Raw genomic sequence first — 22,564 nt, 5'->3', positions numbered from 1 at the left:
GCCGTCGGAACCGGCGTCGGGGAACGGCCGCTGCCCGCGCCCGCGTCGGCCGCCTCCCCCGCGCCGAACTCCTCGCGCGGGTCCTTCGCCGCTGCCCCGCCGAAGGCGCTCCGCAGCAGTCCACGCGTGTGTGCCTGAGCCGCGCTCGCCCGCCGGTGCTCGGCCTCGGCGGCGTCGCGCAGCTCCAGGGCCGGGGCCACCGCGTCCGCCTTGCGGGCGCGCTCCATGCGTGCCCGCGCCGCGTGATGCGCGTCGGCCCGCTCCTCCAGCGTCCGCGCCCGGTCCTGCGCCTCGGCGAACCGCCTCTGGAGCCTGGCCAGTTCCCGTACGTCGGTGAGGGCGCGGTCGGCGGCGGCCTGCGCGGACTCGGCTGCGAGCAGCCGGGAGCCGGCCACGGTCAGCTGCTCGCGGGCGGTGCTGCGGGCGACGGCGGCGGCACCGAGCACGGCCGCGGCCAGGCCGGGCTCTCCCGGGGTGAGGTCGGGCAGGTCCATGGCGCCGCCCGCCGCCTGCTGCATCCGGTGCGCGTCGGCCAGCAGTTCGCGGTCGCCGTCGCGCACCTCGGTCTCGGCCGCCCGGCGCCGCTCGGCGAGGCGCTTTTCGACCTCGGCGAAGCGGCGGGTGTCGAAGAGGCGGCCGAGCAGCCTGCCGCGGGCCTCGGCGTCGGCGCGCAGGAAGCGGGCGAAGTCGCCCTGGGGCAGCAGCACGACCTGGCAGAACTGCTCGCGGTTCATGCCGACGAGCTGGGTGATCTCCTCGCCGATCTCCTGGTGCGAGCGGCTGAGGGGCTTCCAGGCGCCGCTGCGCGCGTCGTACTCCCGCAGCCAGCTCTGCGCCTTGTCCAGGGTGGTCCCCGAGCCGCGCTTCTTGGGGCGCTCCCAGGGGGGCTGCCGGGTGACCTCCAGCCGGCGCCCCGCGACGGTCAGTTCGAGCCGGACCTCGGTGCGGGTGGCGGCCGGGGCGTGGTCGCTGCGCAGCGTCATGCCCTGTCCGGTCTGCCGGGCGCCCGGCACGGAGCCGTACAGCGCGTAGCAGACGGCGTCCAGGACGGAGGTCTTGCCCGCGCCGGTCGGTCCGTGCAGCAGGAAGAGCCCGGCCGTGGACAGCGCGTCGAAGTCGACGCGCTGCCGGCCGCCGAAGGGCCCGAAGGCCGTGACGTCGAGCCGGTGCAGCCTCACCGGGCCACCTCCCGGACGGCCTCGTCCGCGCGGGCGGCGTCGAAGGCGTCCCGCAGCACGATCCGCTCCAGCCGGTCGGGGCCGGCCCCGCGCACATGCGCCACGAAGTCCTCGGCGATCTCCTGGTCGCCGCGGCCGGCGAGCCGCCGCGCGTAGGACACCTCGGGGTCGTCGGGCGCGCGCTCGGGGGCGAAGACGAGGCTGAGCGTGTGGGGGAACCGCTCGGACAGCCGGGCCATGGGCTCGGCGGGGCGCACCGCGTCCGTGAGGGTCGCCTCGGTCCACGCCTCCTCGTGCCGGGCGAACCGCGCGTCGGTGAGCAGTTCCTCCAGGGTGCCGCGGATCCGGGCCAGCGGCCGGGGCACCGGGCAGTCCACGCGCTCGGCGGTGACCCCGCCGCGCGCGTCCAGGTCGACCAGCCACATGCTCTTGCGGTGCTCGGCCTCGGAGAAGGAGTACGGCAGCGGGGAGCCGGAGTAGCGGACGCGTTCGGTGAGGGTCTGGCAGCCGTGGAGATGGCCGAGCGCCACGTAGTCGGCGCCGTCGAAGACTCCGGCCGGCACCGCGGCCACTCCGCCGACGGTGATGTCGCGCTCGCTGTCACTGGCCTCGCCGCCGGTCACGAAGGCGTGCGCGAGGACGACCGAGCGGGTGCCCGGCGGGCGGGTCGCCAGGTCGGCCCGGACGCGCTCCATCGCGGCGGCGAGCACGGCCTCGTGTCCTGCCGTCCGTACGCCGAACTCGTCCTTCACCAGGGCGGGTTCGAGATAGGGCAGACCGTAGAAGGCGACCTCGCCGAAATCGTCCCGCAGCACGACGGGGGTGCCGACGGCCGCCGGGTCGGTGCGCAGGTGGATGCCGGCCCGCCCGATCAGCCCGGCGCCGACGCCGAGGCGGCGCGCCGAGTCGTGGTTCCCGGAGATCATCACGGTGGGCACGCCGAGGTCGGCGAGGCGGTGCAGGGCGTCGTCGAACAGCTCGACCGCGGCGAGGGGCGGGACCGCCCGGTCGTACACGTCGCCCGAGACGACCACGGCGTCCACGCCGCGCTCACGCACGGTCGTGACGAGGTGGCCGATGAACTCGGCCTGGGCGCCGAGCAGGGCGACCCGGTGGAACGCCCTGCCGAGATGCCAGTCGGACGTGTGCAGCAGTCTCATGATCCCCGAGACTAACGGCCGGGTCTGACACCCCGGGCGGTTACTCCTGTATCGCCCCGTCCTGAACGGTCCCGTACCCCCGCGCGAACACAACCACGCGACCCTGAATGTCCGGTTATGACCGCACTTTCCTGTCAGGCCGGGACCGGTTGGCCGGCCAGCCGCGCACACCGCCCGCATGACACTCCAGGCGGCGCACTCCCGGCGACGAAGACAGAAGAGTTCGGATGATTTCCGCTGAATTCGACCGATACCAGACAACTTCAGCTGACTTCAGCTGACTTCGGCCGGTCCAGCCGTCCGCCCCTGATCAAGCCGTCCGCCGCCGTGTCGCCCGCGGCGTCAGGCGTCCCCGTACGCCTCTTCGCCGAGTTCCAGGCCGGCGGTGCCCGCGGTCGCGTCCGCGAGCCAGCGCCGGAAGCCCTCCACGTCGGCGTCCGGCAGGCCGATCTCGATCGTGACGGCCTCGGCGTACCGCACGTCCCGCACCACGCGCCCGGTCGCGCGCAGGTCGTTCTGCAGCTTGCCCGCGCGCTGGTGGTCGACGCGCACCGTCGCCACCCGGAAGCGCCGGCGCGTGGTCGTGCCGAGCGCGTCGAGGGCTTCGCCTACGGCGCCGCCGTAGGCCCGGATCAGACCGCCGGCGCCGAGCTTGACGCCGCCGTAGTAGCGGGTGACGACCGCGACGACGTACCGCATGTCGCGGCGCAGCAGCATCTGGAGCATGGGCACGCCCGCCGTGCCGCCAGGTTCGCCGTCGTCGCTCGCCTTCTGGACGGCGGCCCCGGCGCCGATGACGTAGGCCCAGCAGTTGTGGGTCGCGTCCGCGTGCTCCTTGCGGACGGCGGTCAGGAAGTCCTGGGCCTCCCGCTCGGTGGCCGCCGGGGCGAGCGCGCAGAGGAAGCGTGAGCGGTTGACCTCGGTCTCGTGCACGCCCGCGCGCGCGACGGTGCGGTACTCGTCCTGCATCCGGCCAGCCTAATCCGTGGCCGACGGCGTACCAGGGGGCGGACGCCTCAAGGGCCGCAACGGCACGCGCGCGGCGCGGGTGCGACGGCTCAGGGCTTCTCCCCGCGTGCCACCATCACCCGCGTCAGCAGCGCGGTGCCGGGCCGCAGCTCGCGCCAGCCGGTGCCGTACCAGGTCAGTACGGCGATCGCCGCGGTGGGGAACTTGGCGCGGACCTCGTCCACGGCGCTGCCCGGTCCCTCGCCCGCGAGGTCCAGGACCAGGTCCTCCAGGGCGGGGTTGTGGCCGACCACCAAGAGCGTGCCGACCCCGGGCGGCACCTCGTGGACGGCGGCCAGCGCCTCGGAGGCGTCCGCGGTGTACAGCCGGGGGTCGTGCCGTACCTCGGGCGCGGTGTCCCACGGGCCCGAGGCCAGTTCCAGGGTGCTGCGGGCGCGTACGGCGGTGGAGCACAGCGCGAGGTCCGGCAGGCAGCCGGCCGCGGCCAAGATCCGGCCGGCGGCCGGGGCGTCGCGGCGGCCGCGCGCCGCGAGCGGGCGGTCGTGGTCGGCGACCCCTTCGGGCCACGCCGACTTGGCGTGCCGCAGCACGACGAGGCGGCGCCGCGGCCCGGCCCCCGCGCTCATCCGGGGGCGCCCAGGTCGCGGGTGAGGTCCAGGCCGAGCAGGCGGTCGGCGTGGGCGAAGGTCTCGAAGCGGGCGCCGTCGGGCAGTTCGGGTGCCGTCTCCGCCCAGCGCAGGACGCCGAGGACGCCGGGGACGTCCAGGTCGTCCTCCCAGGCGGTGCGCAGTTCGGCGCGCACCTCGTCCGGGACGGGCCGCGAGGGTGTCCGGGCCCAGTCCGCGACGGCGTGCCGCCAGCGCACGAGGGTGTCGTGGGCGTCGTGCAGGGCGTCCGCGCCGAGCCGCACCGGCACCGCTCTGTGCCGGGAGAGCAGCGCGAGCCTGAGGGCGGCCGGGTCGGCGTCCGCGGGTGGTGCCTCGGCGTGGACCGCGGCGACGGCGACCCGGACCCCGTCGGGCTCGGCGCCGTTCTCGCGCACGACATGGATGACCTGCGCCTCACCCAGGCCGGAGGCGGCGCCCGCGGCGTCCGCGCCGTCCTCCAGGGGGCGGATGCCCAGCGCGGCGGCCCCGGCCCGCAGTTCGGCCTGCTGCCGTTCCTCGTCGAGCAGCGCCCACACGGGTGTGCCGCCGAGTTCCAGGGCGCGCACGAGCAGGTCGGCGACGAGCAGGACGCGCAGGGCGGTGACGTCGAAGCCCTCCGTATGCGCCTCGATCCGGGTCAGGCCCCGGCGGGCGGGCGCGGCCTCGACGGGCTCGCCGGTTCGGGCGTCGATGATGCGGAGCACGGAGTGAGCGTAGGCGTACGCGCGGGCGTGCGCAGCCATCCGGCCCGGTTCCCGGTGCGCGTGGCGGGGATCGGGTCCACCGGCGGCCCCCTGGTCATCCGCGGGCATACGGCCCGCTCACGCGCGGGGGAGCCCCCGCGCGAGTCGTCGCGTACCCGGGCATCGCCACCCCCTGCCGTGCGGACTTCCCGCACGGTACTGCGCACGGGCACGCCCGGACAGGAGTGCGGGTCCCTCCGTCGTGCGGAACTTGGCCGCGAGGGGAATCGTGGCGGCCCGCCGTCCGTTGTGGCGGGTGAAGAGAGACGCACGAGGCGTACGGGAGACGTCCGGCGACGGACGAAGGAGGGCAAGCGGTGTACGGCGACGACGCGGCGGTGCGCAAGATCCTCACCGAACTGGGCGACACCTGGGCCGTCGTGGGCCTGTCGGAGAACCGGCGGCGGGCGGCCTACGGGGTCGCCGAGGTGCTCCGGCGCCACGGCAAGCGGGTCGTACCGGTCCACCCGAAGGCAGAGACGGTCCACGGCGAGCAGGGGTACGCCTCCCTCGCGGACATCCCCTTCGACGTGGACGTGGTGGACGTCTTCGTGAACAGCGACCTGGCCGGGGCGGTCGCCGACGAGGCGGTCGCCAAGGGTGCCCAGGCGGTCTGGTTCCAGCTGGGGGTCGTCGACGAGGCGGCGTTCGCGCGCACGCGTGCGGCGGGCCTGGAGATGGTCATGGACCGCTGCCCGGCGATCGAGATACCGCGCCTGGGCTGACCGGGCCGGTGGCCGCGGCGGCCGGGGAGCGGGACCTCCTCCCGCCGGGCGCCGCTCCATAACGCTCGGGTGACTTCGCCCTCCCCCACCCCGACTCCCTTTCCCCGCACCGCTTCCCGGTCGTCGGCGTGGGCGCGGGACCTGCCGGGCCCGCCCTCGCACGACCTCGACACCGACCGGCCCTCGGTGTCGTACGTCTGTCCGCGCACGGGCCGGCGTGAGGTCGTGCGCTGCGACTTCGTCGCCGGCTGCGACGGGGCGCGCGGCGTGACGCGTACGGCGATCCCCGAGGACCGGGTCCGGACGGCCCCCAGCGACCACGGGGTCGGCCGGCTGGCGCTGCTCGCCGAGGCACCGGCGTCCGCCGACCGCGTCCTGTTCCGCATGCATCCGGACGGCTTCGCCGGGCACATGCCGCGCGGCGCCGACGGACCCGCTCCCACCTGGAGTGCCCGCCGGGCGACGATCCGGGGAGCTGGCCGCACGGCAGGGCCGGGAGCGAACCGCGCAGACGGAGGTCTGACGGCGGCCCGAGGCGCGACCGCCTCCGGCGGCCGGACGCGCTCAGGCGACGCCGAGCCCTTCCAGGACCACCGCGCCCGGCAGTTCGGCGAACGCCTCGCCGGGCACCAGCAGTTTGCCGCGCCGGCGCCCACTGCCGACCAGGACGTAGGGCAGGTCCACGACGGCGGGGTCGACCAGCACGGGCCAGCCGTCCGGCAGCCCGATCGGCGTGATGCCGCCGTACTCCATGCCGGTCTCGCCGGTGGCCGTCTCCATCGGCGCGAAGGACGCCTTGCGGGCTCCCAGGTGGCGGCGGACCGCGCCGTTCACGTCGAGCCGGGTGGTGGACAGCACCACGCAGGCCGCCAGGGTCGTCCCGGCGCCCCGCCTGCCCGCGACGACCACGCAGTTCGCGGACTTGTCCAGCAGGTCCTGTCCGTAGTGCTCGACGAAGACGGCGGTGTCGGCCCACCGCGGATCGGTCTCGACGTAGACGATCCGGTCGGCGGGGACGCCGCCCTGCCACCGGCGCACCGCGTCGGCGACCGGGCGGGTCAGCTCGTCGAGGCGGTCCGGGGCGGGTGCGGCGTCCGCGAAGCTGCCGATCGGTGCGTCCATGCGCGCACGCTAACAGCACCGGACAGCCGCCGTGCGGGGCGTCTCACCGCACGGGAGGCACCGAGACGGTCAGGGTCATCTCCATGGGCACGTCGCCCTGGTTTCCGTACGTGTGCGGGGCGTTGGCGTCGAAGGTGACGCTGGCACCGGCCGTGACGCGGTGCTCCACGCCCTCGACGGTGAGGGTCAGTTCGCCCGAGGTGACGTGGGCGATCTCGACGGTGCCCGCGGGGTGCGGGTCGGAGCCGCTGCTCTCGCCCGGCATCAGCCGCCAGTCCCACATCTCCAGCGGGCCCGGCGCCTCCGTGCCCGCGAGGAGCCTGCTGTAGCTGCCCGCGTCGGTGTGCCACAGCCGGACGACCTGCTCGGGCGGGACGACCCGCACCTTCGGACCCCGCTCGTAGTCGAGGAGGGTGGTGATGCTGACGCCGAGCGCGTCCCCGATCTTGACGACGGTGCCCAGGCTCGGGTTGGTGCGGGCCTGTTCGATCTGGATGAGCATGCCGCGGCTGACTCCGGCCCGCGTGGCGAGGGCGTCCAGGGTGAAGCCGCGCTCGGTGCGCCAGCGCTTGACGTTGCGGGCCAGGGACTGGGTGAGCAGGTCGAGGTCCGACACGTTCCGTCCAAGGGGCGAAGTCCAATGTCCTGGATGACCGGATCCACCCGGCTGGACTACCGTGGGGTGCACCCTGTCGTGCACCGAACTGTACTGCGAGGACCCGGCGCGAGCACTCGCCGCCCCGGCCGCCGGCGCTCCGGCGGGGGAGCTGGCGGCCCGGCCGCGCGCCGCTCCGTCCCGGCCCGTCGACGGCCGGTTCACCGGGTGCCCCGGTACTCCCCGGCCTCCCGCGGCCCCGGAAGCGTCCTGAAGATCTTGAAATAGCGCCCGGCTTGCCCTGGTTGACGGCCATTGACATTTATCGGCAATCCGGGGCGAGCCGGGCGGCCGGAGTACGATCTTCAGCGGTCTCCTAGTCGGCCAGTTCGGCGGCCGGCTTCCCGTCCAGCTCCGCCAGTTCGGCGACCGCGGCCTCGTCCAGCCCGGCCAGGGCCTGCAACTGCTCGGGGGTGATCCCGTCCGGGATCGGCACCGGCGCCGGTGTCCGCAGCGGGGGCTGCCACCCGTCGCCGGGCGTCCAGCGCCGTACGACCCGGGCGGGCGCGCCGGCCACCACGGCGTGGTCGGGCACCGTGCCGCGGACCACCGCCCCGGCCGCGACGACCACGTTCCGCCCGACGCGGGCGCCCGGCAGGATCACCGCCCCGGTGCCGATCCAGCACCCCGGCCCGATCTCGACCGGCTCCATGCGCGGCCACTGCCTGCCGATGGGCTGGTGGGGGTCGTCGTACGAGTGGTTCGTGGAGGTGACGTAGACGTACGGCCCGAAGTAGCAGTCGCTGCCGATGGTGACCGTCGTGTCGGCGATGACATGGCTGCCGCGGCCCAGCACCACCCCGTCCCCGATGCGCAGGATGGGCTCCGGGCCGAGGTCGAGGTCCGGCATCAGACCGGCCGTCAGCGTGACCTGCTCGCCGACGATGCAGTGCGAGCCGAGATGGATCCAGGGTTCGCCGAAGACCGTGCCCAGCGGAAAGGCGAGGCGGCTGGCCTCACCGAGGGCCCCGAAGCGGAAGCGGCCCGGCCGCTCGGCCGTCACCGAGCCCGTGCGCTGCACCCAGGCCCAGCCCGCGTGGACGGCACGCTGCGCCAGCCGGCGCCGCCGGGATGAGAACGTGTTCTTGCGGTTGGGCACGCGCTCACCGTACTGAGCCCGCGCCGCGCTGATGAGGCCGCGGGGCTGTGATCTTCACCCCACCGGGTGGCGTACGGTGCGTCCACACGTCCGAGGTGAGGAGAGAACGATGACGCAGAGGGCGCTGGTCATGGGCATCGCAGGCCGGGAACCGAAGATCGACGAGGCCGCGTTCGTGGCACCGAACTCCTCGGTGATCGGGGACGTCACCCTGGAGGCGGGGGCGAGCGTCTGGTACGGCGCGGTCGTCCGCGGTGACGTGGAGCGGATCGGCGTCGGAGCCCGCTCGAACATCCAGGACAACTGCACGCTCCACGCCGACCCCGGGTTCCCGGTGAGCATCGGCGCGCGGGTCTCCGTGGGGCACAACGCGGTGGTGCACGGGGCGACCGTAGAGGACGACTGCCTCATCGGGATGGGCGCGACCGTGCTGAACGGCGCGGTGATCGGGGCGGGTTCCCTGGTGGCCGCGCAGGCGCTGGTGCCGCAGGGGATGCGGGTGCCGCCCGGGTCGCTCGTCGCCGGGGTGCCCGCGAAGGTCAAGCGGGCCCTGACCGAGGAGGAGCGCCAGGGGGTCACGCTCAACGGCACGATGTACGCGGAGCTGGCCAAGGCGCACCGGGAGGAGCACGCCGGGCGCGCGTGAAGCGCCTGCGGCCGGCGGGGCGAACCCCTCGCGCGGGGGCCGGTCCCCCGTGGGCGGCGGTCAGTCGCCCGCCGGTACCGGTTCCGCCTGCTGGTGCGCCGTCGCGGCCTTCTTGGCCTTGCGCTTGAGGATCAGCATCGACGTCAGACCGACCAGGACCGCCGCCACCAGGCCGAGCCAGGAGAAGCGCTTCAGCCATGCCTCGGCGACCACACCGACGTAGTAGACGACCGCCGTCGTGCCGCCCGCCCAGAGGATGCCGCCGAGGATGTTGGCGGTCAGGAACTTCCAGTACGGCATCCGCAGCACCCCCGCGAGCGGGCCGGCGAAGATGCGCAGCAGCGCGACGAAGCGGCCGAAGAAGACGGCCCACATGCCCCACTTCTGGAACGACCGCTCGGCCGTCGCGACGTGCGCCTCGCTGAAGTGCCTGGGGAACCTCTTCCCCAGCCGGGCCAGCAGCGGGCGGCCCCCCTTGCGGCCGATGGCGTATCCGATGGAGTCGCCGATGATCGCGCCGGCGCTCGCGCAGACGCCGAGGATCAACGGGTCGATGTCACCGTTCTGGGAGGCGAGCAGCGCCGACGAGACCAGGATGATCTCGCCGGGCAGCGGGATGCCCAGGCTCTCCAGCCCGATGACCAGTCCCACCAGCAGATAGATCGCCAGCGGGGGCACCGTTTCGAGCCATTCCTGGACCTGCAACGCCGCTTCCTCTCACCTGCCGGACCTGTCACCTTCCGGACCTGACGTCCGGGCGCGCCCCCGGCTTCGGGCGCCGGGGCAGCCTACCCGTTCCGAATGACGTTCCCGGAGCCCCGCAGGTTGCGCCCGTGCGCGAGGAGGACGGGGGCCGGCAGGACCCCCGCCTATCGTCGCCACCCGGCGGCGGGCGGCTCAGCCGTGGGGCCGCAGGGTCCAGACGACCGTCATCTCGCCGGTCACGGCACCGTCCGCGCGGCGGATCTCGATCGCCACGGGGAACTCGGGCCGCTCCCCCGCGTCCAGCCGCGCGACGACCTCGGCGGCCGGACGGCCCAGCGTGGCGGTGGCGGTGACGGGGCCCATGGCGAGCTTCCGGTAGGCGATCTCGGCGCTGACGGCCAGCGGCACGGCGCGCGAGAGCTGGTCGCCGAAGGCCGCCAGGACGATCGCCCCGCTGGCCGACTCCCCGAGCGTGAACATGGCGCCGGCGTGGGGCCCGCCCACATGGTTGTGGTAGTCGCCCTGGTCGGGCAGAGTCACCACGGCCTTGTCGGGCGTGGTCTCCAGGAACTCGAGGTTCAGGGTCCGGGCCATCGGCACGGTGGCGGCGAGCATCTCGCCGATCGACATCTGGTCTGCGCTCATGGCCGCAATGTTACCCACGAGTAGCGTCCGGGGGACAGACCTCGCGGACAAGCGCCGCGCACAGGCCGTCCCGGGACCCGCCGGAAACCCCACCGGCCTCCCGCGTGGTGCCGTGACCTGCGCACCGGCTTGGCAAATCGCTGCACGGGCGGGGATAGTCGGCCGGTGACCCCCGCCGCCGCGCTCCCCCGCCGACCCCGCCGTCCTGCTTGGGCGGGCCGCAACTACACCCTGCTGACCGCCTCCGCGTTCGTCACCAACCTCGGCGGCAACGGCGCCTTCATCGCCGCCGCGTTCGCCGTGCTGGAGGCGGGCGGCGACGCGGGCGACGTGGGCCTGGTGGCCGCGTCCCGCACCCTGCCCCTGGTGCTGTTCCTGCTGATCGGCGGCGCGATAGCGGACCGGGTCCCGCGCCACCGCGTGATGGTCGCGGCCAACGCCCTCAACTGCCTGTCCCAGGCCGTCTTCGCCGTGCTCGTGCTGACCGGCGGGGCACAGCTGTGGCAGATGATGCTGCTGACCGCCCTCGGCGGCGTCGGCCAGGCGTTCTTCAGCCCGGCCGCGGAAGGCATGCTCCTGTCGACGGTCCGGGGCGAGCAGGCGAGCCGGGCGTTCGCCGTGTTCCGGATGGCCATGCAGGGCGCCGCGGTCGGCGGGGCCGCGCTCGGCGGCGCCATGGTGGCGGCGACCGGGCCCGGCTGGGTCCTGGCGGCCGACGCGGTGGCCTTCGCGGTCGCCGGGTCGCTGCGCGCCTTCCTGGACGTGAGCCACGTCCCGCGGCGCGCGCCGGGCGGCGGGATCCTCTCCGATCTGCGCGAGGGCTGGCGGGAGTTCGCCGGGCGGCCCTGGCTGTGGGCCGTCGTCGTGCAGTTCTCGATCGCCAACGCCGTCGTCGCGGCGGCCGACGCGGTGTACGGGCCCCTGGTCGCCCGGGACGAGCTCGGCGGAGCGGGCCCCTGGGGCCTCGCTCTGGGCTTCTTCGGCGCGGGCACGGTCGCGGGCGCCCTGCTGATGACCCGCTGGAAGCCGCGCCGGCTGCTGCTGGCGGGCACACTGTGCGTCTTCCCGCTGGCGCTGCCCTCCGCGGCCCTCGCCGTGCCCGTGCCGGTGGGGGTGCTGTGCGCGGTGATGTTCCTGACCGGCGTGATGCTGGAGGTGTTCGGCGTCTCCTGGATGACCGCGCTCCACCAGGAGATACCCGAGGACAAGCTGTCCCGGATAGCCGCCTACGACTGGTTCGGCTCGGTCGCCCTGGTGCCGGTGGCGACCGCGCTGGCCGGCCCGGCGGAGACCGCGTTCGGGCGCACGACGGCGCTGTGGGGCTGTGCCGTGCTGATCGTCGTGGTCACGGCGGCGGTGCTGTGCGTGCCGGACGTACGGCGGTTGCGGCGGCGCACCAAGGAGGTCACCTCGGGCGCCCGCAAGGACTCAGCCGATGCCGAAAGCCCCGTCGGGGGGCTCGGGTGAGGGCACGGCGTCCTCGTCCCGCACGGGTCGCGCCCCGCCGGTGAACTCCCGCAGGGCGGCGCCGTGTTCGACCCGCGCCGGAAAGGCGTCGGCCGCGGTGCGCCGGGCCAGCGCCACCGTGTCGAGGGGGCGGTGCGAGGCGGCCAGTACGGCGTTGCCGAACCGTCTCCCGCGCAGCACGCCCGGCTCGGCGATCAGCAGCAGCTCCGCGAACAGCTCGCCGAAGGTGGCGAGTTGGGAGCGCAGAAAGGCGAACGGCGCGCCGTCCGCGAGATTGGCGAGGTAGACCCCGTCCGCCCGCAGCACCCGCTCGGCCTCGCGGGCGTAGGCGACCGACGTCAGATGGGCCGGGACCCGCGAACCGCCGAACACGTCGGCGACGAGCACGTCGGCGCTGTCGTCCGGGGCGGCCTCCAGCCAGGCGCGGGCGTCCGCCGCGTGCTGCCGGACTCCGGCGCCGTCCGGCAGCGGCAACTGCTCCGCGATCAGCTCCAGGAGCGCGCGGTCGGCCTCGACGACGTCCTGCCGCGAGCCCGGCCGGGTCGCGGCGAGATAGCGGGGCAGGGTCAGCGCGCCGCCGCCGAGGTGCAGCGCGTCCAGCGGGCGCCCGGCCTCGGCGGCGAGGTCCAGGACGTGGCCGAGCCGCCGGGTGTACTCGAACTCCAGGTACGCCGGGTCGTCCAGGTCGACGTAGGACTGGGGCGCCCCGTCGACGGTGAGCAGCCAGGCCCGCTTCCGGTCGACGTCGGGCATCAGCCGGGCCGTGCCGTGGTCGACGGGCCTGATGACGGGTATGGACTCGCTCACGCTCCCATTGTGCCGGGGTCCCCGGGGTGCGCTCCGCGCCCCGGAGGACGGACCGCGGGCCGGCCTGGGCCGGACCCGCGGTCCCCGCACGCCCGTTCCCGCCACCCCGCGGCGGTCACGGTCCCGGCGCCGACGGTCCTGCCGCCCTCGCGGACGGCGAACCCGAGCCCCGGCTCCAGGGGCACCGCGCGCCCCGGCTCGACGGTCGTCGTGACCGTCCGGCCGGGCAGCGCGACGCCCGCCTCGCCGAGGTCGACGTCCCCGGCGACGTCCGCCGTGCGGATGGCGGACTGCGGCCGGTACCCGCTGGCGACGGCCGTCGTACGCATGGCTTTCCGCGCGGTCACACGGTGCGCGGCGGGCGGGGTCCGGCGTGCGGAACGGCGGGCCGGCGCGCCCCCGCTCCGGAGTGCCGGGCCGTGATGTTCTTCAGCGCCTCGCGCACCGACAGCGGGGCGAACCGCCCCCGTTCGCGCTCCAGGAAGTCCCGCACGGCGTCGGGGTCGGTCTTGGCGTACTCGCGCAGGCACCAGCCGATCGCCTTGCGGACGAAGAAGTCGCCGTGCCCGGACTGGCGCAGGCAGTAGGCGAAGAGGCGGGCGGTGTCGGTGCGTTCCTTGTGACGCAGCTGGTGCAGGAGGGCCGTGCGGACCACCCAGAGGTCGTCGTCGGCGATCCAGACGTCCATCTCGGCGGCGAGTCCGCGGTCGGCGGCGACGAGACCGCCGACGACGTGCGCGGCGAGCAGGTCGACGGTGTCCCACCAGGAGACCGTCCGGACCAGGTGCCGGGCCACGGGGAGGAAGCCGGAGGACAGCCGGCCCGCGTGGCGGCGCAGGTAGTCGACGGCGAAGTAGTGGTACTCGCGCTCCGGCAGCCGCCAGCAGCGCAGCGCGAGAGCGGTGCAGTCGTCCTCGTCGGGGCGCGGCGTGCCCTGGAGGACGGCGCGGGACAGGACCCGGCGCTCGGGTGTCGGGATGCCGAGGAAGGGGGCGACGTCCTTCATGTAGGCGCGGGCGGCGGCGGCCCGCGCGGGGTCGGCCGCGGCCGCGTAGGAGGCGGTGAGGCGCCCCATGACCTCGTCGGCCAGCGCGCTGCGGGGTTCGCCCGCCGTTCCCGCACCTGTGACGCTCATGAGACGAACCATACGGCGATCACACATCTTTCTCGGTTAGTGTCGCCGGATGCCCGACGTTGCCACCACCCGCTCCGGGGGCACCGCCACGGCGCCGCGCCCGGTCGCCGCCGCGGACCTCGCCGCCCCTCTCCCGCTGACCGTGCCCGCGCCCGCGGGCTTCGCGGCGCGCTGCACCAGAGCGCTGCTCTCCCCGTGGTCGCGGTTGTCCCTGCTGGTGGTCCTGCTCGCCGCGGCCGGGTCGTCGGTGCTGCTCTTCGAGCCGCAGAAGCTGCTGTCGCAGGGCTGGCCGCCGCAGGCCGAGGGCGCGGCCGCGATCGCGCTGTTCGCCGTGGCGTACGCGCTGGTCACGGTGGCGTTCGTGCCGAGGCCCCTGCTGAACCTGGCGGCCGGCGCGCTGTTCGGCTCGCAGGCGGGGCTTGCCGCCGCGATGGCGGGGACGGTGCTCGGGGCCGGGATCGCCTTCGGGATGGGCCGGCTGCTGGGCCAGGACGCGCTGCGGCCGCTGCTGCGCGGGCGGGTGCTGAAGGCGGCGGACGGTCAGCTCAGCAGGCACGGTTTCCGCTCGATGCTGGCCATGCGGCTGTTCCCGGGCATCCCGTTCTGGGCCACGAACTACGCCGCCGCCGTCTCGCGGATGGGCTATGCCCCCTTCCTGCTGGCGACCGCGCTCGGGTCCGTCCCGAACACCGCGGCGTACGTGGTGGCGGGCGCCCGCGCCTCGACGCCGACGTCGCCCGTGTTCCTGATCGCCCTGGCGGGCATCGCCGTACCGGCGCTGGCCGGTCTGGTGGTGGCCTGGCGCAAGCGCCACCACCTGCGCGCCCGCTGACCGCGGCCGGCCTCGCACCTCGCCGTGCGGGAAAACCCCCTGCGAACAGCATGGTGGGAAAATCAAACCGAGTCGGTCGGGAAGTCCGACCCACACCTGGACCGGGCGCCGTGGCCGCCACCGAAGTCCCGCGGCCCTGCTCCATCGCCGACACCCTGGCCCAGGCGCCCGGCTGGTCCGCGGCGGGCCCGTCGGCCGCCTGAGACGCCGCCGGCACGGCAGGGGGCAGGGGGTGGTCCGGCCGCTGACCGGCCCCCTGTGCGGGAGCCTTCACCCGGGGGCGCTACGCTGCCCCTCGACACACGCGATCACTGCGCCGCCGACGTGTTGTCCCCCTTCCCCCTTTGCCACGATCAGCACTTGGACTCCGGAACTTCATGTCTTGGTTTGAATCTCTCATCCTCGGACTCGTCCAGGGGCTGACCGAATTCCTCCCCGTCTCCTCCAGCGCACACCTGCGGCTGACCGCGGCGTTCTCGGGCTGGGAGGATCCCGGAGCCGCCTTCACCGCGATCACACAGGTCGGCACGGAGATCGCCGTGCTGATCTACTTCCGCAAGGACATCGGGCGGATCATCTCGGCCTGGGTGCGGTCGCTGGTGAACAAGGAGATGCGCCGCGACCACGACGCGCAGATGGGCTGGCTGGTCATCATCGGCTCGATCCCGATCGGCGTGCTGGGCCTGACGCTCAAGGAGCAGATCGAGGGCCCGTTCCGCGACCTGCGCGTCACGGCGACCATGCTCATCGTCGTCGGCATCATCATCGGCATCGCCGACCGGCTGGCGGCCCGCGACGAGTCGGGCGGCAGGCACCGGGTCGCCAAGGAGCGCAAGTCGCTCCAGGACCTGTCCGCCAAGGACGGCCTGATCTTCGGCATCTGCCAGGCAGCGGCGCTCATCCCCGGTGTCTCCCGTTCCGGTGCCACCATCACCGGCGGGCTGTTCATGGGCTACAGCCGTGAGGCCGCGGCCCGTTACTCGTTCCTCCTCGCGATCCCGGCCGTGCTCGCCTCCGGGCTGTTCGAGCTCAAGGACTCGGTGAGCAGCGGCACCGTCGCCTGGGGGCCGACGATGTTCGCCACGGTGGTCGCCTTCGTGTCGGGCTACGCGGTCATCGCCTGGTTCATGAAGTTCATCTCGACCAAGAGCTTCATGCCGTTCGTCTGGTACCGCATCGCGCTCGGCATCGTCATCATCGCCCTGGTCACGACGGGCGTCCTCAGCCCGGACGCGGCCGACTCCGCGGGCTGACGCACCACGGGACGGCCCCGCTCGCCCCCGGCCCCACGCGCCGGCGAGCGGGGCCGTCCCGTGTCCCGTGACCGATCCCATACGGGCTGCGTAGCCGTTCGGTAGCGCACTGTCAGCGCCAGGCCCTAGGCTTGACCGCATGTCCCCCCTTTCCTTGAGCCATGGTTCCGTGCGCTCCGCCGCCGAGGTGAACGAGGCGATACGCGCCCTGTGGCTGCGCGCGGGCGGCTCGCTCTCGGCACGGGAGCGCGCGGAATACGAGCTGCTGGTGGTCGAGTGGGCCGCCGCCATCCGCGACGAGATCGTCAAGGCCGCCTGAGCCGGCTCCGTTCCGGCAGCCGCACGGCCCGCACCGCAGGGCGCGGGCGCCGACCGCCGCCCGTGCACCCGCTCTCCGCGCCCGGCGGCCCGCACCGGGATCACCCTCGCCCGCGATCCCCCGCCGGGGATCGCACTTTCTTCCCCGTGCGGATGTGCGGCGCGGTGATTGCTGGCTAGAGTCGGGTGGTTACAACTGGTTGTGGGGACAACCAGTGCCTTGGGGAGGGCATACAGCACATGAGTCGTGGTTCCACTGGTCTTGTCGGCGTCTGGGCCGAGGTCCAAAGGCAGCAGCAGCGGCAGCGGGAGGCGGAAGCCAGACAGCGGCGGCAGCAGGAGCAGCAGGCGCGGGCCTACCAGCGCCGCGCGGCGCAGAGCCACCGCGGGTACCGGCAGGCGGAGGCGCAGCGGCGTACGGCGGAGCTGGACGCGAAGGTGGAGTCGCTCCAGGGACTCCTCGCGGCGGGCTGCCGGGCGCCCGCCTTCCGGGCCGCGTCGCTCATGCGGACCGAGGAGGTCCAGCCGTTCGCACCGGGACCCCTGGCGCAGCCGGTCCCCATGCCGCACGCCCAGCAGTACCAGGCGCAGGGCGGCTGGACCGCGAGCGGTCGCGCCCAGGCGCAGGCCGAGGCCCGCGCGCGCTTCGAGCGGGACTGGCACGCCGCTCAGGCCGCGGAGGCCCACCGGCAGCGGGAACTCGCGTCGTACCGGCGCCAGTACCAGGAGTGGGCCGACGGCCAGCTGGCCGAGGTGCGCCGGCACAACTCCGGGGTGAGCGCGGTGTGCGACGGGGTGCGGCGCAAGGACCCCGAGTCCGTGATCGCGTTCTTCTCCGCCGCCCTCTACGCCTCGACCGCCTGGCCGGAGGGGTTTCCGCGTCAGGTGGCGGCCGCCTACGACCCCGGGGCGCGGCAGTTGGTCCTGGACTGGGAGCTGCCCGCCTACGAGGTCGTGCCGGAGGCGAAGTCCGTCCGCTATGTGGCCGGTACGGACCAGGACAAGGAGACGGCCCGCCCGGTGAGCCAGCGCCGGGCCCTCTACCGCGAGGTGCTGGCCCAGTGCATGCTGCTCGTCCTGCACGAGCTGTTCGCCGCGGACGAGGCGGAGGCCCTCGCGTCGGTGGCGCTGAACGGCTTCGTCGACGGGCACGACCCGACGACGGGCCGGCCGGGCCAGATCTTCCTGGCGACCGTCATGGCCTCGCGCCCCTCGTTCCGCGAGTTGCACCTGGCCCAGGTCGATCCGGGCTCCTGCCTGACCGACGCGCTGCGCGGACAGGTCTCGGCCCGGCCCGACCAGCTCACGCCGGTGCGGCCGGGCAGACGCCCCGGGGACGTCGGCAGCAGCGTCGTCTCCCACGGCGACACCGGCGAACCGGACCTGTTCACCATGGACCCGGTCGTCTTCGAGGGCCTCGTCGCCGATCTCTTCCGGGCCATGGGGATGCAGGCGGTCACCACCCAGCGCTCGGGCGACGGCGGCGTGGACGTCGACGCCCTCGACCCGGCCCCGATCCGGGGCGGCAAGATCGTCGTACAGGTGAAGCGCTACCGCGGCACCGTCCCGCCCACCGCCGTAAGGGACTTGTACGGCACGGTGCAGGACGCCGGCGCCAACAAGGGCGTCCTCGTGACGACATCCCGGTTCGGCCCCGGCTCCCACACCTTCGCCAACGGCAAGCCGCTCGAACTGGTCTCGGGACCCGAACTCGTGGATCTGCTGCACCGTCACGGGCTGCGGGGGCGGCTCGGTGACGGCGACCGCCGGGGACCCGCGCCGGCGTCCTCCACGCCGGACACACGGCTGCCCGACGACTACAGCGTTCTGGGCATGTCGTGGGCCGGCCCTGTCGCGCTGGACGTGTGCGCGCTCGTCTGCCGCGGCAGCCGCGTCCTGAGCGACGAGCACTTCGTCTTCTTCAACAACCCCCAGACACCGGACGGTTCGGTGCGTGCGCTGCCCGCCACCGCGCCCGACAAGGCGGCGATCTGCGTGGGCTTCGAGGCGCTGCCCGCCGAGGCGGACCGGTTCGTGCTGGTCGCGGCCGTCGATCCGGAGGTCAACCCGGACGCGGACCTGTCCGGCTTCACGGACGCCCGCATCCGCCTGCTCGACCCCGCGCTGACCGAACTGGGGCAGCTGGAGGTGTCCGACGGCCGGCCGGGTGAGACCGCCCTGGTACTGGGCTCCTTCCGCCGACGGGCCAACGGCGACTGGGACTTCGTCCTGGGCGGCAAGGGCTACGCGGGCGGACTGGAGGAACTCGTCACGGACTTCGGCATCGACGTGCAGTGACCCGCGCCCGGGTCCGCCCCCGGCGGGCCCGCCTCCCCCGAGGGCGCGCGCCGGGTCACGGCTCGGTCGCGCCGGGCGGATATCGGCGCCCGCCCTCTTGGCGGCGCGCGCCCCGTGCCCAACACTGAGCCGATGACGCAGCGTGTGGAGCTCGCGACCCTGAGGGACCGGCTGGCGGTCGACGACGTGATCACCGGGTACGCGGTGGCCGTGGACGACGGCGACTGGGCGGCGTACCGGGGGCTGTTCACGCCCGACGGGCGCGCGGACTACCGCTCGGCCGGGGGGATCGAGGGGGACGCCGGGAGCGTCGCCGCGTGGCTCGCGGAGAGTCTCGGGGCGTTCGCGATGCGGCAGCACCTGATCGTGAACCGCCGGGTGCGCTTCGGGACGCTGGAGCAGGACACCGGCGACACCGCCCGCGTCCAGGCCGACTACGTCAATCCCATGGGGTTCGCCGCCGACGGCGCGGGGCCGGCCGCGCCCGATCTCGTGTGCGGCGGCCGGTACGCCTTCGGACTGCTGCGCACCGGCGACGGCTGGCGCCTGAGCGAGGTCGTCATCCGGGAGAAGTGGCGCCGCCTGCCCGGCCGGACGGGGGCGGCCGCGACCGGCTGAGCGGGCGTCCACTGTCCCGCTGTCAGTGGCTGTGAGCACACTGGAGGGACCACGGGGTAGGAGGCGCGGCATGAGGACGATCAGTCACCGGCTCGCTTCGCCGTGGCGCCGTTCGGTCGCCGCCGCCCTGGCCGGCGCCCTGCCGGTGCTCGCCTTCCCGCAGCCCTCGCTGTGGTGGCTCGCCTACGGCGCCCTGGTCCCGTGGATCGCGCTGCTGCGCTCCGCGCCGACCGCCGGGCGGGCGCTGAAGGACGGCTGGTGGGGCGGGTTCGGCTTCATGCTGGCGATGCACCACTGGCTGCTGCCGAATCTGCATGTGTTCACGTTCGTCATCGCCGCCCTGCTCGGCGCGCTGTGGGCCCCCTGGGGCTGGCTGGTGCGCCGGCTGCTGGGCGGTGAGCCCTCGGCGGGCCGGCTCGCGGTGGCCGTGCTGGTCGTGCCGTCCGGCTGGCTGCTGATCGAGCTGGTCCGCTCCTGGCAGGGGCTCGGCGGGCCGTGGGGCGTGCTGGGCGCCAGTCAGTGGGAGGTGGCGCCGGCGCTGCGGCTCGCCTCGGTGGGCGGGGTCTGGCTGATCAGCTACCTGGTGGTGACCGTCAACGTCTGCCTGGCCGTGCTGGTGACGATCCGCCGCTCGCGGGTGCCCGCGGTGGCCGGCCTCACGGCCACGGCGGTGGCGACGTCGGCCGCCTGGGTGTGGTCACCGCGCCCCGAGGTGCGCGAGCGGGTCCGGATCGCCGTGGTGCAGCCGGGCGTGTTCTCGGGCCCAAACGCCCCGCAGCGCCGCTTCGACCGTGAGGAGCGCCTCACCCGTGAGCTGGCCGGGCGGGATCCGGACCTGATCGTCTGGGGCGAGAGCAGTGTCGGCTTCGACCTGGAGGACCGGCCCGACATCGCCCGCCGGCTCACGGCGCTCTCCCGCGCGACGGGGGCGGACCTCCTGGTCAACGTGGACGCGCGCCGCTCCGACAGGCCCGGCATCTACAAGAGCTCGGTCCTCGTCGGCCCGGACGGCCCGACCGGCCCCCGCTACGACAAGATGCGGCTGGTCCCCTTCGGCGAGTACATACCCTTCCGTCCGCTGCTGGGGTGGGCGACCTCCGTGGGCAAGGCGGCGGCGGAGAACCGCAGGCAGGGCACCCGGCAGGTGATGATGCGGACCACTCAGGGGCTGCGGTTCGGCCCGATGATCTGCTTCGAGTCCGCGTTCCCCGACATGAGCCGCAACCTCGCCGAGGACGGCGCCCAGGTGCTGGTCGCGCAGTCCGCGACGTCGACGTTCCAGCAGAGCTGGGCCCCGGAGCAGCACGCGTCGCTGGCGGCGCTGCGGGCCGCCGAGACCGGGCGGCCCATGGTGCACTCGACGCTGACCGGCGTCTCGGCGGTGTACGGCCCGAGCGGCGAGCGGATCGGCCCCCGGCTCGGCACCAGTGCGAGCGCGAGCGCCGTCTACGAGGCGCCGGTGGCGGACGGGGTCACGCCCTACGTCCGCTTCGGCGACTGGCCGCTGCGGATGGCGCTGCTGATCGTGGCGGCCTGGTGCGTGGCGGAGGGGCTGCGGATCATGCGGCCCCGGTTCCGGCGTCCCGCTCCTGAACGGCGCGTACCACCCGCTCACACAGCTCATGGGTCGCCAGCGCGTCCCGGGCGCTGAGCACGGCGCCCGCGCGCACCGCGTCGAGGAACGCCAGTACCGCCTGCTCGATGCCGCGCTGGCGGGCCACCGGCACCCAGTCGCCGCGCCGCCGCACGGTCGGCTGGCCCTTGTGGTCGACGACCTCGGCGAGGTTGACGACCTGGCGCTTGGTGTCCTGGCCTGACACCTCCAGGATCTCCTCGGCCGAGCCGCTGAGCCGGTTCATCACACCGAGGGCGGTGAAGCCCTCCCCGGCGAGCTGGAGCACCACGTGGTGCAGCAGCCCGTCCTGGAGGCGGGCCCGCACGGTCACGTCGTCGACCGGGCCGGGCACGAGGAAGCGCAGGGTGTCCACGACGTGGATGAAGTCGTCCAGGATCATCGTGCGCGGCTCTTCGGGCAGCCCGACGCGGTTCTTCTGCATGAGGATCAGCTCGCGCGGATGGTCGGCGCACTGCGTGTAGCCGGGGGCGTGGCGCCGGTTGAAGCCGACGGCCAGGCTCACGCCCCGCTGTTCGGCGAGCGTCACCAGCCGCTCGGATTCGGCGAGCCGGTAGGCGAGGGGCTTGTCGACGTAGGTCGGGACGCCGGCCTCCAGCAGCCGGGTCACGATGGCGGGATGGGCGGTGGTGGGGGCGTGCACGAACGCCGCGTCGAGGTCCTGCGCGAGGAGGGAGTCGAGGTCCTCGTGACGCCGTCGCGCCGGGAGGTGGAGCCCGTCGGCGACACGGGCGAGCGTCGCGGGCGTACGGGTCTGCAGATGCAGTTCCACCCCGGGCAGGCCGCCGAGGACCGGCAGGTATGCCTTCTGCGCGATGTCGCCGAGTCCGATGCAGCCGACCTTCACGGGGTGTGCTCCTCCTGTGGTGTCCTGCGGGGGTCTGCCCGGCAGGATACGGGGCCCTCGGCGGGGGCCGGCCGGCGGTGGCAGCGAAGCCCGGCGGGAGCGGCGGCGCCGCCCGGTGTCAGGGCGGCGCCGGGCGGCGCGCGAAAACGCCTGGTGCGCCGGGGCCGTCCGGGCGAGGATGCGGGCATGACGACCGAACGCCGTGAACCCTCCACCACCGCCGACGAGCGCACGATGCTGGAGGGATGGCTGGACTACCACCGGCAGACCCTCGCCGTGAAGTGCGAGGGGCTTTCGGAGACGCAGCTCAGGACCGCCTCCGTGCCGCCCTCGGAGCTGAGCCTGACGGGGCTGGTGCGGCACATGGCGGACGTGGAGCGCGGCTGGTTCCGCCGGGTCATGGCGGCCGAGGACGCCGCTCCCCTGCACTACACGCGGGAGGACCCGGACGGCGAGTTCCACCTCGGCGAGGACGACACCTGGGCGCGGGCGCACGCCACCTGGCAGGCCGAGATCGGCGCCGCCCGGACCGTCGCCGCCCGCTTCGGCCTCGACGACGTCTCCGAGGCGGCGCACGCCCGCACCGGCGAGTGGTACAGCCTGCGCTGGATCTACACGCACATGATCGAGGAGTACGCCCGGCACAACGGCCACGCCGACCTGCTCCGCGAGTGCCTGGACGGCTCGACCGGGGACTGACGTCAGCCGCGGTGCGGGCCCGGCCGCCCGTACGGGGGCGGAGATCACCCGTGCGGACCAACCTGCGCCCGTACGGTGCCCGGCGGGCCGCGGGAGCCAGCAGAGTGGCGCGCGTGCATCGAACGACGACCGCCGCCGCGCTCCTGGTCACCGTGGCCGTCTCGGCCCTCACGGGCTGTACGACGGTCCAGAGCCCTCCGGCGGGCCCGCCCGCCGCGCCGTCCCGGCCGGCGCAGTCCCGCCCGAGCGAGCACGCCGCCACCGGGGCCGTGCAGGCGCCGGCCCGGGAGGCGCTGGCGCCGGTCGAGGAGTCCCGGCGGCCGGAGCCGAAGGCGGCGCCCTCGCGCCGTGCGGCCCCGGACC

23 protein-coding genes and 3 pseudogenes are annotated in these 22,564 nt (G+C 74.5%); 12 read left to right on the top strand and 14 right to left on the bottom strand.

Going from position 1 to position 22,564, the window contains the following annotated elements; translation table 11 throughout:
• The 5 genes from SZN_RS24725 to SZN_RS24705 form a co-directional block, all read right to left on the bottom strand.
• On the bottom strand, positions 1 to 1,178 hold a 1,178-nt coding region (locus SZN_RS24725; RefSeq protein ID WP_007499936.1), incomplete at its 3' end, for an AAA family ATPase.
• Positions 1,175 to 2,338 (bottom strand): exonuclease SbcCD subunit D, encoded by a 1,164-nt coding sequence (locus SZN_RS24720; RefSeq protein WP_007499934.1) that lies wholly within the window; start codon positions 2,336 to 2,338, stop codon positions 1,175 to 1,177. The genes SZN_RS24725 and SZN_RS24720, both read right to left, overlap by 4 nt.
• Before the next feature lie 342 nt (positions 2,339 to 2,680).
• Entirely contained in the window at positions 2,681 to 3,307 is a 627-nt protein-coding gene (locus SZN_RS24715; protein WP_007499932.1) for a YigZ family protein, read from the bottom strand.
• A gap of 89 nt (positions 3,308 to 3,396) precedes the next feature.
• A complete protein-coding gene (locus SZN_RS24710) occupies positions 3,397 to 3,933 on the bottom strand; it encodes a SixA phosphatase family protein (RefSeq protein ID WP_007499930.1) in 537 nt (178 codons plus the stop codon).
• The gene (locus SZN_RS24705) at positions 3,930 to 4,697 is read right to left on the bottom strand and encodes a hypothetical protein (RefSeq protein ID WP_043732886.1); all 768 of its coding nucleotides are present in this window, start codon (positions 4,695 to 4,697) and stop codon (positions 3,930 to 3,932) included. Before SZN_RS24705 ends, SZN_RS24710 begins: the two co-directional genes overlap by 4 nt.
• Positions 4,698 to 5,014: 317 nt before the next feature.
• On the opposite strand from SZN_RS24705, the gene SZN_RS24700 reads away from it, so the two are divergent.
• Together SZN_RS24700 and SZN_RS43555 are read left to right on the top strand one after the other, a co-directional pair.
• The gene (locus SZN_RS24700; protein WP_007499927.1) at positions 5,015 to 5,422 is read left to right on the top strand and encodes a CoA-binding protein; all 408 of its coding nucleotides are present in this window, start codon (positions 5,015 to 5,017) and stop codon (positions 5,420 to 5,422) included.
• Between the two features lie 69 nt (positions 5,423 to 5,491).
• Positions 5,492 to 5,719 (top strand): annotated as a pseudogene (locus SZN_RS43555) (FAD-dependent monooxygenase); the annotation flags it as partial.
• A 267-nt stretch (positions 5,720 to 5,986) separates the two neighbouring features.
• Here SZN_RS43555 and SZN_RS24695 read toward each other — a convergent pair.
• The 3 genes from SZN_RS24695 to SZN_RS24685 all read right to left on the bottom strand — a co-directional run bounded on the left by SZN_RS24695 (position 5,987) and on the right by SZN_RS24685 (position 8,298).
• On the bottom strand, positions 5,987 to 6,544 hold the full coding sequence (locus tag SZN_RS24695) for a YbaK/EbsC family protein (protein WP_043732883.1): 558 nt from the start codon (positions 6,542 to 6,544) through the stop codon (positions 5,987 to 5,989).
• A 43-nt stretch (positions 6,545 to 6,587) separates the two neighbouring features.
• Positions 6,588 to 7,160 (bottom strand): helix-turn-helix domain-containing protein, encoded by a 573-nt coding sequence (locus SZN_RS24690; protein ID WP_007499923.1) that lies wholly within the window; start codon positions 7,158 to 7,160, stop codon positions 6,588 to 6,590.
• Positions 7,161 to 7,515: 355 nt separating this feature from the next.
• Positions 7,516 to 8,298: an acyltransferase gene (locus SZN_RS24685; protein ID WP_007499920.1), complete on the bottom strand. Its 783-nt coding sequence runs from the start codon at positions 8,296 to 8,298 to the stop codon at positions 7,516 to 7,518.
• A gap of 109 nt (positions 8,299 to 8,407) precedes the next feature.
• Between SZN_RS24685 and SZN_RS24680 the strand changes: the two genes are divergently transcribed.
• Complete coding sequence (locus SZN_RS24680; RefSeq protein ID WP_007499918.1) at positions 8,408 to 8,944, top strand: gamma carbonic anhydrase family protein; 537 nt, start codon at positions 8,408 to 8,410, stop codon at positions 8,942 to 8,944.
• A 60-nt stretch (positions 8,945 to 9,004) separates the two neighbouring features.
• Here the strand turns inward: SZN_RS24680 and SZN_RS24675 are convergent, their stop codons facing one another.
• Positions 9,005 to 9,649 (bottom strand): DedA family protein, encoded by a 645-nt coding sequence (locus SZN_RS24675; protein ID WP_007499916.1) that lies wholly within the window; start codon positions 9,647 to 9,649, stop codon positions 9,005 to 9,007.
• Between the two features lie 192 nt (positions 9,650 to 9,841).
• The gene (locus tag SZN_RS24670) at positions 9,842 to 10,279 is read right to left on the bottom strand and encodes a DUF4442 domain-containing protein (RefSeq protein ID WP_007499914.1); all 438 of its coding nucleotides are present in this window, start codon (positions 10,277 to 10,279) and stop codon (positions 9,842 to 9,844) included.
• Between the two features lie 180 nt (positions 10,280 to 10,459).
• Here SZN_RS24670 and SZN_RS24665 point away from each other — a divergent pair, with 180 nt between their 5' ends.
• Positions 10,460 to 11,761: an MFS transporter gene (locus SZN_RS24665; protein WP_007499912.1), complete on the top strand. Its 1,302-nt coding sequence runs from the start codon at positions 10,460 to 10,462 to the stop codon at positions 11,759 to 11,761.
• Here SZN_RS24665 and SZN_RS24660 read toward each other — a convergent pair.
• The 3 genes and pseudogenes from SZN_RS24660 to SZN_RS24650 form a co-directional block, all read right to left on the bottom strand.
• Complete coding sequence (locus SZN_RS24660) at positions 11,723 to 12,568, bottom strand: spermidine synthase (RefSeq protein WP_007499910.1); 846 nt, start codon at positions 12,566 to 12,568, stop codon at positions 11,723 to 11,725. The two genes, SZN_RS24665 and SZN_RS24660, sit on opposite strands and share 39 nt — an antisense overlap.
• Positions 12,569 to 12,678: 110 nt before the next feature.
• Positions 12,679 to 12,900 (bottom strand): annotated as a pseudogene (locus tag SZN_RS24655) (EF-Tu C-terminal domain-related protein); the annotation flags it as partial.
• Between the two features lie 11 nt (positions 12,901 to 12,911).
• Complete coding sequence (locus SZN_RS24650) at positions 12,912 to 13,703, bottom strand: DNA alkylation repair protein (RefSeq protein WP_007499906.1); 792 nt, start codon at positions 13,701 to 13,703, stop codon at positions 12,912 to 12,914.
• A gap of 49 nt (positions 13,704 to 13,752) precedes the next feature.
• On the opposite strand from SZN_RS24650, the gene SZN_RS24645 reads away from it, so the two are divergent.
• From SZN_RS24645 to lnt, 6 genes are all read left to right on the top strand, one after another.
• Positions 13,753 to 14,535, top strand: coding sequence for a TVP38/TMEM64 family protein (locus SZN_RS24645; RefSeq protein ID WP_007499905.1), 783 nt, complete (start codon positions 13,753 to 13,755; stop codon positions 14,533 to 14,535).
• A gap of 377 nt (positions 14,536 to 14,912) precedes the next feature.
• Positions 14,913 to 15,788, top strand: coding sequence for an undecaprenyl-diphosphate phosphatase (locus SZN_RS24640; RefSeq protein ID WP_007499901.1), 876 nt, complete (start codon positions 14,913 to 14,915; stop codon positions 15,786 to 15,788).
• A gap of 139 nt (positions 15,789 to 15,927) precedes the next feature.
• Complete coding sequence (locus SZN_RS38990) at positions 15,928 to 16,107, top strand: hypothetical protein (RefSeq protein WP_078508908.1); 180 nt, start codon at positions 15,928 to 15,930, stop codon at positions 16,105 to 16,107.
• A gap of 239 nt (positions 16,108 to 16,346) precedes the next feature.
• The gene (locus tag SZN_RS24635; protein WP_007499897.1) at positions 16,347 to 18,404 is read left to right on the top strand and encodes a restriction endonuclease; all 2,058 of its coding nucleotides are present in this window, start codon (positions 16,347 to 16,349) and stop codon (positions 18,402 to 18,404) included.
• A gap of 132 nt (positions 18,405 to 18,536) precedes the next feature.
• Positions 18,537 to 19,022, top strand: coding sequence for a nuclear transport factor 2 family protein (locus SZN_RS24630; RefSeq protein WP_043732877.1), 486 nt, complete (start codon positions 18,537 to 18,539; stop codon positions 19,020 to 19,022).
• Positions 19,023 to 19,092: 70 nt separating this feature from the next.
• Complete coding sequence (gene lnt, locus SZN_RS24625) at positions 19,093 to 20,673, top strand: apolipoprotein N-acyltransferase (RefSeq protein ID WP_007499894.1); 1,581 nt, start codon at positions 19,093 to 19,095, stop codon at positions 20,671 to 20,673.
• Here lnt and SZN_RS24620 read toward each other — a convergent pair.
• On the bottom strand, positions 20,582 to 21,502 hold the full coding sequence (locus tag SZN_RS24620) for a Gfo/Idh/MocA family protein (protein ID WP_007499892.1): 921 nt from the start codon (positions 21,500 to 21,502) through the stop codon (positions 20,582 to 20,584). The two genes, lnt and SZN_RS24620, sit on opposite strands and share 92 nt — an antisense overlap.
• A 186-nt stretch (positions 21,503 to 21,688) precedes the next feature.
• On the opposite strand from SZN_RS24620, the gene SZN_RS24615 reads away from it, so the two are divergent.
• Positions 21,689 to 22,201 carry a DinB family protein gene (locus SZN_RS24615; protein WP_043732872.1) on the top strand — a complete coding sequence of 171 codons (513 nt, stop codon included), beginning with the start codon at positions 21,689 to 21,691 and terminating at the stop codon, positions 22,199 to 22,201.
• Between the two features lie 113 nt (positions 22,202 to 22,314).
• Positions 22,315 to 22,564 (top strand): annotated as a pseudogene (locus tag SZN_RS24610) (hypothetical protein); the annotation flags it as partial.

Origin of the sequence: Streptomyces zinciresistens K42, assembly GCF_000225525.1 — a bacterium.
GTDB classification, from domain to species: Bacteria; Actinomycetota; Actinomycetes; order Streptomycetales; family Streptomycetaceae; genus Streptomyces; species Streptomyces zinciresistens.
This window is presented reverse-complemented; position numbering and strand designations above follow the sequence as displayed.